A 15,050-nucleotide genomic window follows, 5' to 3' on the forward strand; every position below is an offset into this window, starting at 1 on the left:
TTTTTAACGGTCTACCATTAACCAACAGAGGTTTCAATCCTGGTCGGTTTGAAGTTACAGCCATTAAATTAGTTAGTCCTAAATCAACTCCAGCAGCGTACTGAGACTGCTTTTTATCAACATCTGGGACAGTGTAAACAACCTCGATAACGTAACAGTTAAGTCTTGGAACAATGCGAACCTGATTAATGTTAGCAGCTTTGCTGGAGAACTCAATATTGGATTGAGACAGTTTAACAATTCCTTTTTTTAACAATGGTTTTGACAGAGCATCTGAAGGATATATAACAGTATTTCTCCCGTGTTCTTTATGCTTATACTTAGGGATTTTAGGCTTACCTAAATATTTGCCAGGATACTTTGACCAGTCCTTAAGTGCTGCTTTCCAGCCCTTCCAAGCCTCCGAAACTCGTCTAACTATTTGTTTACTTACTTTTGTTGGTAAGTATCTATAAGCTTCATGATTCTTGGTTTGATGGTAAATATCTATTGAGTTGTAATACTTACCTTCAGCAAAAAAGTATTGTCTTTGAGTGTAATTAGCTGCATTGTACAAGTGTTTTGATTGCAATGCTAGATAATCACATTCTTTCCAAAACTTATGCTGTCTATTGATTGTATGCTTTTCTACTAATTGCATTGTTCGACCTCCAATGCTTGACTACTTCTTGAATATATCCCCATATCTACCTATTTGTCAACTAAATGGGTAGATTCCCATCCGAATTTTGTACAGCTTTGGTCATATTATCTATCAGCTTTTGATTCTTGCGACTTCTAGAACCGTATAACCTGGCTGAGAAAACAGTTATCAATTCAATCATGTCTGTAGCTAGTTCTTGCTCAAAACTTAGTTCCTCGTGACTTTTATTGATAANCACTACTTCGGTTTCAAACTCCTCACACATAGCGAATACAAGCTCTGAACCAAATCTAAGTAATCTGTCTTTATGAGTTAAAACAAGTCTTCCTATATCACCTTTCATGATGCGCTTAAGCAGTTTCTTAAGTCCTTTTTTGTTGTAGTTAAGACCTGAACCTAAATCAGATATAGTTTCAAACTCCCAACCATTAGAAGCACTAAAAGACTCAAGCACTTTGATTTGTCTAGCTAAATCGTCTTTTTGGTCGTGGCTACTGACACGTGCATAGTTAATAGTTATTCGATAATCTAGATTTTTTGGGTTGCGTGGAGCTAATCGCTTTACATCAGAAATATAAAATCTTCTATGACCACTAGGACTTCTTTCGTAGCGTATCTTTCCAGAGTCTGCCCAACGTCTCACAGTTTTAACAGAAACTCCTAACTCTTTTGCAGCATCACCGATGCTAATCGTCATTTCTTCTTGATTGTCCATAATTAGTTACTGTATAGACTTCACCTAATTATATGGACAATCCGCAAGATATGTCTAGTTATGGGTAGAAAATAGGTAACAGTTTCACACCCNACTCTTTTGCAGCATCACCGATGCTAATCGTCATTTCTTCTTGATTGTCCATAATTAGTTACTGTATAGACTTCACCTAATTATATGGACAATCCGCAAGATATGTCTAGTTATGGGTAGAAAATAGGTAACAGTTTCACACCCTTTTTTTTGTGCCAAAATCCTTAGAAAATTTTCAGCGTCTTGGTCAGACAGCGAATTAAAAATCTTTGATAAAGACTTAGAATTTACATCCCTCTTTCCGGCTTTAAAGTCGTGAACTCTTGAGTATGTCAAACCACTTCTCTCTGTAATTTTTTTTAATGATTCTTGAGACTCTTTAAGGGTGGTTCTCATAGCTTCAGCAAACATATCTTTTTTCGGTTTGTCTTTTTAGTGAATAATATATTTGGCTTAATGCTAGAGAAGCTGTAATTTAGTGCCAAGCTCAACCAAAACCCTTGCCAAACAAAGCTTGTATAACTAAGTTGTTAATTGCTTGTTNTAATGCTAGAGAAGCTGTAATTTAGTGCCAAGCTCAACCAAAACCCTTGCCAAACAAAGCTTGTATAACTAAGTTGTTAATTGCTTGTTGGCTACCACTCATTGTATTTTTCAGGTTTTAATTTCATGCTTATTGGTAAACATGAAAAACCATATACTTCATGCCAGGCAAGCTTTTTTTAGATTTTGAGAGTTTTACTGAAATCAGTTAGCAACTACAAGTTGGCACCAAAAATCAGCTTCTCTAGTTTTAGCCCAAGCCCTAATTAGGACACGTTAACTAGCTTTTCTTTTTGTCCAAAATCAAAGATTTTTAGTGTTATTGAGGGCTATCTATCTGACTAATACCAACTAAGAGTTTGGATTGATTTTTTTAATTTCTCTAACCCACTCTCGACGACTGGAATGTTCTAAATTCAAAATATTTTCTAAAGACCAATGAAAATGAAAAGCAAGATAAGCTACCTCCTCACGCAGTTGTTCTGAGGGGTAGCTTAGGACTCCCCCGACAGTGCTAAATCAACTCTAAAATTATGATTACATTGAGGACATTGAACTCCAAAATAGGCATGATTTTGTTGATTAATCCGATTATAAAACTCCCGCAAATAAGCCAGATCCACTGTAAATAAATTTTCTAATATTTCTGGTGTTAATGAGGATAAAGTTCCTAACAGAGTAATCACTCTTGACAAGCGAACTAAAACACTATATATAGGTTCAGTTTGAGCGCGACTATTTTTCTGAACAATAATTTCGTCTTTTGCTGTGGCTAACCGCATTATGCCTTGACGATGAATATTTCCTTCCTCATCAATTAATCCTTTTGGGAGTGTAAAATTGAATTCTGTTGGGGGTATGTTTGAAGAGATCATTCTTCTTTTTGATTACTTAAATTATTTTCTTCTAAATCGTTAATATTACGATAAAAATTAATTAAATAGTCTAAATCACAAGCATATAAATTTTCAATAATCACAGGATTAATCTCATCTAATGCACCAAGACGAGTTACAACCCTAGATAAAATTATCACTGTTGCATAAGCAGGGTTTAACTTCACACGGGGATCGCGCAGAGGCACAATTTCATCAATTGCTTTTGCTAAACGCATGATTCCAATCCGATGAACGTTGCCATCAGAATCTAAATATCCCTTGGGTAAAGTAAATTCAAACTCGGTTTGCCACATTAGAAACTTGGGTTCGCCTTAAGATTTCAACTGCTAATTCTAGTTCTTCAATTTCAATCTCGCTACTGTTTGCACTAACATCCATTGCAGTATAACGAGTTGGCCATGCACCTCTAAATTCAAACCGAGCTTGTTCATTACCAGCTTGATCGTAGATGACAAGAGAACCATCCCGCAATTGTTGGCCCCAGTTCCCCTCTTCCACAGCATTAAACCACTTCCAAAGGGTTAGGGAATTAGTCATACCTCGTCGTAAAACAATGTTCTCTGTCTTGGCGTAACCGGGAATTTTTGTCCGAACAATTCGGCCTACTTTAGCAGGTTTACTGCCCCATTGTTGGGGCGTAACCTCAGAAAATTCAACGACTTCCTGAGAACGTTTAAATCCTTTACATTCCAGAAATATCGCATCTACAGGTTCTTCACTGTCATCTAATTTAAGTTCTAAATAGAAACGGGAAGCTGTTAGCATTTCCGGAAGTTTACCCACAGCCCCGTTTAATCCTTGAGTGTTGTTTTTCGGCATTCTACTGAACTCGCTTGACTCCTTCGTGAACTATTTCCAAGCTTTCATTTGCCATGTTCGTATCTCCAGCAGAAAAACTGGGGCCTTCATATTTACAAGGATAGGCATTGACAATTTCCCAGCGGGCTTGAATATTTCCCCCCTGGTCATAGGCACTAACAGAAGCTGCTTTGCGATTGCTATCCCAGGATGAAGTTCCTCCATCATTTGTGTTGCAGTCTTTGTACCAGGTATAGAGGTCTTTGTCAGTGGTTGCCACTAACTTCACTGTGACATTGCTAAATTTTTCATTAGTCGGTGTAGCTTGACGGGTTTTTTTACCTTGTTTGGTAGAACCCAACACACCCCCGTCTCCAGCGACAGGAGACTCAACCGACAAACCTGCAACCTCTAGAATTTGCTTTTCTGTAATGCCATCAGCCTCAAAGTAAAATTTACAGGCAGTCAGCAACTCACCCATAATGCTTCAACTCCTTTTAACGTAGAAAAAATGATTGAATTATCTATACAAATTAATTTTTGCCTCACAAAAAAATGTGATTGAATCTTTGGAAATATATTTATTAGACATCTCCAGAAAAGAGGGAACAGGGAACAGGGGAAAATAATTGATCAATTATCAATAATAATTGATTTTATTTTTTATTTTTGGAGATGTCTATTCCAGTTAAGATTGAAACACTTAACCTTGAATCCTTTTAAATCAGGGATTTAGCCGTCTCATTTTTATTTGAAACGACTATAATTAGCAACCTGTTAAGTTTGTGTCTTTTATTGGTTCGGTGCCCATTGACTAATGCGAATCACAACAAATTCTGCTGGACGCACTGGCCGTACTCCCACCTCAATAAAAAGTCTACCCATACGCATACTTTCTTCTGAGTTCAGTTCACCATCACACTTGACGTAAAATGCGTCTTCCGGCGAGCTACCAAATAAAGCCCCTTCTCGCCAAATGCGTTCTAGGAAGTTGCTGACAGTACGCCGAACTCGCGCCCATAGGTCTTCATCGTTGGGTTCAAACACGACCCATTGGGTTCCCAGTTCAATTGACTTCTCAATATAGCTCATCAGTCGTCGTACACTAATGTAGCGCCAGAGAATATTATCGGGTTCTACTAATGTCCGTGCCCCCCATACTCGAATTCCACGGTTAGGGAAGCGACGAATACAGTTAATTCCCAAGGGGTTCAACATTTCCTGTTCCCGGAAATTGGTGTCGTAGGCCATATTGATTACGCCTTTGGGAACTACGTTAGCGGGTGCTTTATAAACCCCACGAGTTTCATCGGTTTGACACCAAATCCCCATCATGTGACCAGAGGGGGGTACATAAATACCTTTTCCATTATCTCTAGGATTAGGAACCCGAATCCAAGGATAATAGAGAGCAGCAAATTGAGAACGACGGCCAAATTGCTCTAACCAATCTTTCACATCCTGGGGCTTATTCTGTTCTGGCAAAACCGGATCGTCCCCCCGTCTGACCTTAACTGGAGGAGTATCTAACACTGCCATACGATAGGGTGGACTTGGAGCAGCATTTTCACAGCCTATAAGCATCATTTCCATGATACCGTGAACTTGTTCTAGGTTAAGCATCCCCCGTTGATAGGCTAACATCATATCTGGGCAGGCTACCATTGCCACTTCATCAATTTCATACAAGCCCTGAATTCCGGTTCGACCTTTACGCGCCCCATAGGTCTTGCGGTAAAGCTGTTCGATAGGATAAATCTCTGGAGGAGGACTGACTTCGTAGGAACCATTAGCAGGGCGACGAGACAAGGGCATACCTTCAGAAGAAAGCACTTCAATATTGATATATTGTGATTCTTGTAAAGCCGTTTCTACAAAAACTCCTGCTTCTGGTCGGCACTCATGGAGAGATGACGATAAACCGCATCAACTTCCTGTTCTTGACCCTCAACAGTTCTCACTTCCTTTAATATATTTTCGCCCTGCATCAGGGNACGAGACAAGGGCATACCTTCAGAAGAAAGCACTTCAATATTGATATATTGTGATTCTTGTAAAGCCGTTTCTACAAAAACTCCTGCTTCTGGTTCGGCACTCATGGAGAGATGACGATAAACCGCATCAACTTCCTGTTCTTGACCCTCAACAGTTCTCACTTCCTTTAATATATTTTCGCCCTGCATCAGGGTCAGCTTGAAGTATTCTCCTGTATCGAAGGCTTCCTCATCTGGGTCATCGGTCGGTAACGGATCATCAGGTTGCACAAGAACATTAATCCGGCCATTTTCCTGTTCCTCCGGCTTAATGCTAAAGGATAATGACGGCTTCTGACTGACTGTTTTTACTTCTGTTAGAGCTGGCCTTTCCTCTGTTGTAGTTTTTTGACTACTAGGTAGAGGTAACTGAGTGCCAAGACTCACCACCCAGCATCGACCCCCCCCATTTTCAAACCATCCCCTAACGGCAAACGGTAAATAAGCTCCAAAGTCAGTAAATCCATCTGAACCGGGTTTGGCAAAACACTCTAAATACTGACTCCAATCTGTAATCAGTTGCGGTTCAAATAGTTGGGCATCCCCTCGTATATCTTCTGTAAACCCTACAAATCCAGCAACGCTGAGGCTGACCCCTTGAATGGGACGACTGCCCCGCTCAATTTCTTCAACATATACACCAGGCGCAAAGTAGTCTAGGCGAGCCATATCTAAATTGTCCTTATTTAGTCTGACATTATTTTTGAACTAAGCTGTCTAGCATTCAGATTGGAATACCCAAAACAGCAAAGGAAGAGCAGAAGATGGAAAATTGATAATTCTAATTAAGAATGTCGAACAGCTTATTCGACTCGAAATTCTAACCTCCACCTAAAGCCATTGAAAATTGCTATAACTTGATTTAATATTTTTCGGACNTTCAGATTGGAATACCCAAAACAGCAAAGGAAGAGCAGAAGATGGAAAATTGATAATTCTAATTAAGAATGTCGAACAGCTTATTCGACTCGAAATTCTAACCTCCACCTAAAGCCATTGAAAATTGCTATAACTTGATTTAATATCGTCTAAAATTTTTCTCAAAAATTTAGTGTCTTAATTTTATTTTAAAGTAAAACTTAATTGCAGCAAACTTTGTAAAAAATCTTAATATGATAAAGTTGTCAAGAAATTATAGCGGTGTTCACAAAGGTAGACGACAAAACTTCTTTTTATGAATTTAGAATTTAGAATTTAGAATTCAGAATTATTAAATTAAGGAATTGTAGCGGTTTTCCAGAAATGTTAAAACTTCTGCCTTCTACCTTCAAGCAAAAATCTCTGTACTTTATATTAATGAAAACTGCTATAAATCTTGATTATTTACAGAATTGGATACAAGATACATAAATTGGATACAAGATATAGAAATTGGATACAAACTCCTTAAATACTCCCTAGAATTTATGAGCAACCATCTTGCCATTGCTACCGTTACCGCAGTTCTGCAACGAATGTTACAGACAGGAATCGTGGATGATGTTCCAGGTGCTCAAGTTACAACCTTGCGACCAGATAGCCCAGGGAGTGGAATGCCTGATGTAGGGGTTAATATATTTCTTTATCAAGCTAGCCCTAGTCCAGCCTGGCGTAATACAGATCTACGCCCCCGTCGTCCCAAAGAAAATTTAATCAAACAGGCTCAAGCGGGACTTGATTTATTTTATTTATTAAGTTTTTATGGTAACGAACAGGAACTAGAACCCCAGCGTTTATTAGGAAGTGCAATCCAAACTGTTGTCGATCAACCTATATTAACGCCAGAAATTATTCGCAGTGTCACAGAGAGTTCATCATTCAGATTTTTAGCTAACTCAACTTTAGATCAACAAGTACAAATGGTACAATTTGTGCCAATTCAGATGAATTCAGAAGAGCTTTCCCGCATCTGGTCTATTTTCTTTCAAATTCCCTATATTCTTTCTTTTGCCTTCAAAGCTACTGCGGTTTTAATAGAAGGGGATAAAATTGGCAAAGCAGCCTTACCCGTGCGTTCTCGTGAATTTTCTACGGTGCTTAATCGCCCCTCTATTGACAAATTTGAAAATTCAGACGGCAGGAACAAACCTATTATAATGACAAATACTTTAACTATTCAAGGGAAAGAACTCTTAAATGAAAACGTCAGAGTACAAATTGGAAAAGCTAGAGTCACTCCTCAAGTTGTTAGTGATATGGAAGTAAAAGTGGATTTGGCCACACTTTTACCTCAAGAACGGGAGCAGCTTAAAGCTGGAGTACAAGGGCTACAAATTGTTCATTTAAAATCAATACCGCAACGTGTTATTGAATCTAATGCATTACCTTTTATTCTTTGTCCAGAAATAAAAATTGGTGATTTAGAAGATTTAGAAAATTTGGGAGATGATTTGTATTCAGCCAAGTTAACCATTCATGTAGACTTGATAGTTGAACCTGCTCAAAGATTATTTTTGCTTTTAAATAGTCTATCAAGTGAAAATTTAGAGTCTTTAATATTGCCTGGAAAAAAACGTCGTAAAGCTTCTCATACTATTCACTTTTCACTCCCCAAAATAAAAAATGGCGATTACCTAGTTCGAGTTCAAATTGACGGTGCAGAAAGTTCTTTAACTGTTGAGAATAACCGATATTCAGGGCCATTAATTCACATTCCATAACTTCTATTCCTTTTGAAAATTGTATGGATATCTACTCAACTTTATTGGCAACATTAGAACCAATTCGCCAAAAACTAAAAGAACGAGCTAATCAACTACAAGGTAAATCTAACATACAATTAAATACAACGGATAAATCACAATCTAATTCAACTCACTTATCCGAATGCTCGACTCTTAATTATCTTTGTCATAGATTTAATCTATCTCGGTGTGAGCGGGAAATTATATTACTTTGTGTTGGTATGGAACTCGATCCTCTCTGGCCTTCTGAATGTGCAGATGCTCAAGTTAATCCCCAAAATAATTTTCCCACTTTTAGTCTAGCTCAAAGTATTTTTGAAAGAGTTGATATAGGTGTATTGGCTCCAGAATCTCCGCTACGATACTGGAAATTAATAGAAGTACAACCTGGGTTAGTTTTAACCCTCAGTCCTTTAAAAATTGACGAACGCATTTTTCATTTTCTAGTAGGAACAAATCAGCTAGATGAACGATTAATTAGTATTATTAAACCTATCGTTACTAATGAAAACTTAGTTGATTCTCATCAGGAAATTGTCAAACAAATTATTTCCGTTTGGAATTATACCTTGAACCCTACAGATAATCTATTCAAGTCGCCAAACCAGGATTATGACCCCTCACTTTTTAGGGAAAAAGTAACTCAAATTTATCCAGAATTAGGGAATTTAGAGAGTGAAGGAGAAGATTTATATATACATATTAACCAGGCAAAACACTTACCAATAATTCAACTCTATGGCAATGAAACAAGTGCCAAAATAGCAATAGCTGCTACAGTTTGTCATCATTTAAAATTCAATCTGTACAGAATTTCATCACAGGTTATTCCTACTAATTTGAATGAACTATATCAACTAATTAAACTCTGGCGAAGGGAGGCAATATTGAATCAAGCAGCTCTCTTTTTAGAAGTTAATCAAGCAGCTTCAATAGATATCAATCGGGAAAATGCTATTAGCTATTTTATTGAAGAAATTGATAGTCCTTTAATTGTTAGTTGTCAAGATAGAAAACCTCAACAACATCGTCAAGTGATAATGTTTGAAGTGAATAAACCTACCACTCTAGAACAACGACATATTTGGCATCAAACCTTCAAAGAACAGGAAATTAATCTAGATAATTTCGTTGATAGACTGGTGGCTCAGTTTAATTTCAGTCTAACAGAAATTCAGTCTGTAAGTCAACAAATATCTGCATTAATATCTTCCAATTTATCATTAGAATCTGATGACAACAATAAATCAATTACTCAGAAAATTTGGCAGATTTGTCGTACTCACGCTCAACCTCAAATAAATGAACTGGCTCAACCTATTCAAGCGATCGCTAGTTGGGATGATTTGGTACTTCCTGAACTCCAAAAACAAACCTTACAAAATATTGCAACCCATGTAAAACAACGCATAACAGTTTATGAACATTGGGGATTTTTGCAAAAAGGGAAACGAGGGTTAGGAATTACTGCGTTATTTGCAGGGGCGAGTGGAACTGGGAAAACGATGGCTGCGGAAGTAATAGCTAGGGAATTACATCTAGATTTATATCGAATAGACCTAAGTTCTGTTGTCAGTAAATATATTGGAGAAACTGAAAAGAATTTGAGACAGGTTTTTGATAAGGCAGAAACGGGAGGCGCAATTTTACTCTTTGATGAAGCAGATGCTTTGTTTGGAAAACGAAGTGACGTTAAAGATAGTCGCGATCGCTATGCTAATTTAGAAGTTAGCTATCTTCTGCAACGCATGGAAGCTTATCGCGGGCTGGCAATTTTAACCACAAATTTAAAGGAAGCAATTGATAATGCCTTTATGCGCCGAATTAGATTTGTAGTGAAATTTCCGTTACCCGATGTAACTCAACGTACAGAAATTTGGCGACGAATTTTTCCCAAAGAGACACCCACAGCAGGGTTAGATTTCAGGAAACTTGCAAAGTTAAATCTTCCTGGGGGAAATATTCGTAATATTGCTTTAAATGCAGCATTCTTAGCAGCAGATATGGGAGAACCTGTGACAATGGCACATCTTTTGCAAGCCACAGAAAGTGAGTATGCAAAACTTGAACGCCCTCTAACTGACACAGAAGTTAAGGGATGGGTATAGAATTATATTGGTTCTGTTGCAATGCGAAAAAGAAGGAGGGTGTCTAATGGGCTTAAAACTAGATAAACTGTAATTATAATTGAAACTTATTGACATCTCCAGGGGTTGAAACACCCTGGATTCTGTAGTTATTCCACCGCAAATGGGATTAATCCACATTTGCTTAAAGCCTGTCAACAGACTTCTAAACTCCTCGACATAGACCGAAATCTAGCTGTGAGTTTACTTTTTTTTGTTAGCTTTCACGAGTGGTTTTACTCAATATGTTGGAGCAATAAATCGCTTCTATAGCTGCCTGCTTGCTTTTCCTTCGGAATGCTACGCAAACAGCCGTCGTAGGAAATTAATTCCCCGTCTCCTGTCCACCGGAATTTCACCGCACTAGCNTAGCTTTCACGAGTGGTTTTACTCAATATGTTGGAGCAATAAATCGCTTCTATAGCTGCCTGCTTGCTTTTCCTTCGGAATGCTACGCAAACAGCCGTCGTAGGAAATTAATTCCCCGTCTCCTGTCCACCGGAATTTCACCGCACTAGCTAGAGGTCATGGCGACAAACCTTGTTCTTACTTGCTATTTCTATTATAACAGTATAACAGATTTTTACTCCGGGTTAAAATCCGCGTGTCGTTATTCAACCAGGGGATAAATCTTCCGGGAACTTTCCTCCCGACGTTTTTTGTGTTTGAGAGAAGGTGAAAAAATTGCTGTCGATGTTGAAGTTCCAGGTGGAAATGCGGGTTGGCCATTGTTTGGAAGGGTTATAGGTAAATTTACTAATGCTTCTCGATATTTTAGCTTTAAAGTACGCNTCTTGTCATGGCGACAAACCTTGTTCTTACTTGCTATTTCTATTATAACAGTATAACAGATTTTTACTCCGGGTTAAAATCCGCGTGTCGTTATTCAACCAGGGGATAAATCTTCCGGGAACTTTCCTCCCGACGTTTTTTGTGTTTGAGAGAAGGTGAAAAAATTGCTGTCGATGTTGAAGTTCCAGGTGGAAATGCGGGTTGGCCATTGTTTGGAAGGGTTATAGGTAAATTTACTAATGCTTCTCGATATTTTAGCTTTAAAGTACGCTGCTCAAACCAATTATCCCATATTGAGATACTGAAAAGTCTATTTATGGGGTATTTATAGAGAATCTGTCGTTTAGTGCCAACTAATTTTATAATCCTTTTAATGCAAGGTTTTTGAACAGGATTTCTCACAAATTGGAGTTTAGAAAGAGTTGGACTTTGGAGTTCTGACTTCTGCTATAGCTTCAACTTTTGGAGAGTCAAGAAGAACAGCAATTACTTCAATTTTACTTGCAACTGAGCGTTGAAAAAGCTATTATTATACTATAATTAACTTCCCTGGGGGGAAGTCCCGCGCTCTCCCGGAGGGGAGCGTCGGGATGAAAGCCAGGGCAAAGAGTCGGATATCTCCACAAATGAAATGTTCCGATCCCCTTGACAAGCTAGGAGGTATTTTGTTACATTTGAGGTCAACACAGGGGGAGGACATCACCTCTGTAAAAACAGCGGTCAGTTTTTTTTCTGACTGAAGAATCCTGCTTTGTCGCGTAAGCGCAACGTCGGGAATATGTCAATTTATTCTCTAAGTCATGGGTAAACCAGCCGCGAGAGTTACAGATAATGTATCCCATCCAATTCCGCCCGTTTTAACAGGTAGCCCCGGTAGCCTCAATGTTTTAATAGGAAACTTACCTGCGTGGCGCGGTATGCCTTCTGGTTCTGGTGCAGGCTTACAGATGGCAAAAAAGGCATCTGATGCTGTGATTAAAGCAGCAGAAACCGCAACTAAGGCGGCAGTTGGAACCCTTGGATTACCAGCCGCAAAAGCCGCTGAAGAGGCTACAAAAACGGCACAATTAGCCACAATGAGTAGCACAATTACGAGCAGTGCTGGGGGTGCGGATATTCATGTCTGTTCGACTCCTTCACCCATTCCTCCCCATGGCCCTGGAATTGTCACAGATGGCAGCAAAACCGTTTTGATTAACGGTCTACCCGCTTGCCGTCAGGGTGACACATTGCAGGAAGCCATTGGGCCACCCAATAAAATCACACGCGGTTGCATGACCGTCCTGATTGGTGACTAAATTCTGTCTATGTAGCACTGATGTGAAAATTAGTCCGCTTGTGACATCAACTCCAAAGGTTCTAACTGTTCATGTTCAATTGCGATCGCTTGCCCCAGGTTAAATTAATTGGCGATCGCATATATAGAGTTTCTAAAAGCTTATCTGAGCGCTGGCATTCATGTCCTAAGTGTGGACAAGAACTAGATAGGGACTATAACTCACCCACCCCTCTTGCTCCCCTCCCAGGAGGGGATGGGGGTGGGTTGGATTGCTATAAACACAGGGGGAGGACATCACCTCTATTAAAACTGCGGTCAGAGCTTTTCTGGCTGAAGAATCCCGCGCTCTCCCTACGGGAGAGCGTGGGGAGTATGTCAATTTAACTTAATCAATCCTCCCTTAACAGTAATATCCCTATTTGCTTTAATATTAATCTCCCCAGTCGCTTTTATATCAATATTGCCTCCTGAATTCAGGCTAATTCCTGTATTATCCATCTTGATCGTATGACTAGGCGTTTTCAATTCAATATAGTTATTTTGATCATCTAATCGTAATTCGTGACCACCATTTGTTTGAACTTCCACAAATTTTTCACTATCATTTAATCGAATCTGATGTCCGGCAGTTGTCTCAATATAAACTCCTGCCTTACTATTTCCTTTATCTTCTTCAATAAACTGAATTTGATGACCTGTTCTTGTTTTAAAGGTTCGCACCCGGACATTACTATCTTGAACACTTTCATTAATATGTGTAGGAGGCATATCTTGACCGTTCCAAACCCCACCTAAAATATAAGGGCGATGAATATTTCCATGTTCAAATGCAACTAATACTTCATCATTAATTTCTGGTAAACAGTCAAATCCTCGATCTTTTCCTGCGCCAATTGCTACCATTCTTGCCCAGTGGCTAGCATGAGCATTTTCTCCAGTTTGAGGTGTTAGGGTGGGAAACCAAACTTTGACTCGTCCTAAGGCTTCTGGGTCTTGGTTGTCAGTGACAATTCCCACTAAAAAAGTTTGTCCGGGTTGCAGACGAGTGGGGGGAGAAAGGGTTGTTAATAAATCACCACCGCGCAATCCACGAACACTAAATTCAGTTGTATAAACCCTTTCAAAGTAAGTATGACGAGTCTCGGTTACATAGTACGAACCACTGTGTTTTCCTAAATCTTCTAATCTCACATTTAGTCCGGGTCTAATTTCAGGATTTCCCTCAGCGTGAGCATCTGCATAAACAAACTGTCCACCTAATTCATCAAATAAAGCAGAGGCGATCGCGTCCGCTTCTTTGGGGGTAGAAATTGGTTGATCGATAACATGAACAGTTGGCTTTACTGGTTTTCCTTTAAATCCAGAAATTGCCACACTTCCTTTCCCGTTGCCAGTTTCCGTTAGTACCTTTTCATAATTTCGAGTCGAAACAATTGGCTTTTTTTGTTTATAGTCCCAAGCTCTAACGTTAACTTCTTTCACCTGTTCTGCGCTGGTAACTCGAACTCGAAAACTATGTATATCCTCCAGCCATTTTAGTTGAATGATTTGAGTTGTTTTGGGGCGACGAAAATTCAATTTACCATCTTGAACAAATAGTTCAAAACCAATGCGAGCGGCTCGTTCTCGCATAAATTCCATATTGGTTTGATGATTTTGAAAAACATAGTCATGGGGAATTCCACTTTCATCAATTTGACCCGGTTCAATTAAAACCTCAGCTAGAATCTTTTTGACAATATCACTATCTGTCATTCCTTGAAATGAACGATTCCATTGTCCTCGATATAGACGATGTGAAATATCGTAACCCCGAATCACAATAGGTGCTTGTGATTGTTCCGTGAAATGGGTTTCAATAGCTGTAATTTCTCCTTCTATTAAATAGTCTTGTTTTTCTTCGCTAAACTCTTCAGATTCTGTTGTACTTGCGCTAAAGCCAATTTTTACTGTTTTACCAATTTTTAGCAGCTCTTGATGTTTCCACTCTCTTTCATCTTTATCCCCTGGAAAGTAGTCATTTCTAATAACAATTGTGAACATTGCTGGCAGGTGCAAACTTTCTTCAACAATAATTTGGACAATATCTTCCATAACAGACTTCATCTTTGCAGGTGATTGACCTTCAATATAAAGCAGGGGTAGTGCAACATAATTATCTGATTTGGGTGGATAATTTTCGGATTTCATGGCAAATATTAAGATTCTGTTGCAAAAAGACAAAAAGACAAAAATCTGAGTAGGATTTTAGGTGCAACGAAGATAGCAACGTATACACAACAAAATCATTTCAGGAAAAAAGTGACACTATTGGAAATATTGTTTAGGGTTTCTCAAGGGACTAGAAGAAGGAATTATAAAGTGAATTTTATAATTAATTATACACTACTCCTTCTTTATTTATAACATAAGCTTAATATTTGTAAACATCTGTACATAGCCATTCATTAATTGATAATTGATAATTGATAATTACCTCTCCCTTTTAGGGAGAGGATTGACGAATAAGGAAAAGATTTATTTTTT

The 15,050-nt window shown here is 38.6% G+C and carries 10 protein-coding genes and 4 pseudogenes; 3 read left to right on the plus strand and 11 right to left on the minus strand.

The genetic code is table 11. The features are described from left to right. The 10 genes and pseudogenes from AFK68_RS31290 to AFK68_RS31325 all read right to left on the minus strand — a co-directional run. Positions 1-640: pseudogene (locus AFK68_RS31290) on the minus strand (RNA-guided endonuclease TnpB family protein); the annotation flags it as partial. A gap of 61 nt (positions 641-701) precedes the next feature. Continuing rightward, a pseudogene (locus AFK68_RS42955) lies at positions 702-877 on the minus strand (IS607 family transposase); the annotation flags it as partial. 1 nt (position 878) lies between these two features. Further along, positions 879-1,340 (minus strand): annotated as a pseudogene (locus AFK68_RS31295) (IS607 family transposase); the annotation flags it as partial. Positions 1,341-1,523: 183 nt separating this feature from the next. Next, positions 1,524-1,802, minus strand: a complete 279-nt coding sequence (locus AFK68_RS40385) for a hypothetical protein (protein ID WP_094677978.1) — start codon at positions 1,800-1,802, stop codon at positions 1,524-1,526. 483 nt (positions 1,803-2,285) lie between these two features. After that, positions 2,286-2,414, minus strand: a pseudogene (locus tag AFK68_RS47185) (DUF6760 family protein); the annotation flags it as partial. A gap of 14 nt (positions 2,415-2,428) precedes the next feature. Then, complete coding sequence (locus AFK68_RS31305) at positions 2,429-2,809, minus strand: phage tail assembly protein (protein ID WP_094677980.1); 381 nt, start codon at positions 2,807-2,809, stop codon at positions 2,429-2,431. Then, positions 2,806-3,126, minus strand: coding sequence for a hypothetical protein (locus AFK68_RS31310; RefSeq protein ID WP_094677982.1), 321 nt, complete (start codon positions 3,124-3,126; stop codon positions 2,806-2,808). Before AFK68_RS31310 ends, AFK68_RS31305 begins: the two co-directional genes overlap by 4 nt. Continuing rightward, positions 3,107-3,652, minus strand: a complete 546-nt coding sequence (locus tag AFK68_RS31315) for a phage tail protein (protein ID WP_094677984.1) — start codon at positions 3,650-3,652, stop codon at positions 3,107-3,109. The genes AFK68_RS31310 and AFK68_RS31315 overlap by 20 nt, the downstream gene beginning before the upstream one ends. A 1-nt stretch (position 3,653) precedes the next feature. Continuing rightward, complete coding sequence (locus tag AFK68_RS31320; RefSeq protein ID WP_094677986.1) at positions 3,654-4,112, minus strand: phage tail protein; 459 nt, start codon at positions 4,110-4,112, stop codon at positions 3,654-3,656. A gap of 311 nt (positions 4,113-4,423) precedes the next feature. Then, a complete protein-coding gene (locus AFK68_RS31325) occupies positions 4,424-5,464 on the minus strand; it encodes a phage tail sheath C-terminal domain-containing protein (RefSeq protein ID WP_246844580.1) in 1,041 nt (346 codons plus the stop codon). Positions 5,465-6,995: 1,531 nt separating this feature from the next. On the opposite strand from AFK68_RS31325, the gene AFK68_RS31330 reads away from it, so the two are divergent. From AFK68_RS31330 to AFK68_RS31350, 3 genes are all read left to right on the plus strand, one after another. Next, positions 6,996-8,303, plus strand: coding sequence for a DUF4255 domain-containing protein (locus AFK68_RS31330; RefSeq protein ID WP_210407719.1), 1,308 nt, complete (start codon positions 6,996-6,998; stop codon positions 8,301-8,303). Between the two features lie 23 nt (positions 8,304-8,326). Further along, entirely contained in the window at positions 8,327-10,435 is a 2,109-nt protein-coding gene (locus AFK68_RS31335; protein WP_246844581.1) for an ATP-binding protein, read from the plus strand. Positions 10,436-12,045: 1,610 nt separating this feature from the next. After that, a complete protein-coding gene (locus AFK68_RS31350) occupies positions 12,046-12,543 on the plus strand; it encodes a PAAR domain-containing protein (RefSeq protein ID WP_094677994.1) in 498 nt (165 codons plus the stop codon). Positions 12,544-12,899: 356 nt separating this feature from the next. Here the strand turns inward: AFK68_RS31350 and AFK68_RS31355 are convergent, their stop codons facing one another. After that, entirely contained in the window at positions 12,900-14,714 is a 1,815-nt protein-coding gene (locus AFK68_RS31355; RefSeq protein ID WP_094677996.1) for a VgrG-related protein, read from the minus strand. Positions 14,715-15,050 lie beyond the last annotated feature (336 nt).

Source organism: Hydrocoleum sp. CS-953, from assembly GCF_002260545.1.
Classification (GTDB): Bacteria; Cyanobacteriota; Cyanobacteriia; order Cyanobacteriales; family Microcoleaceae; genus Trichodesmium.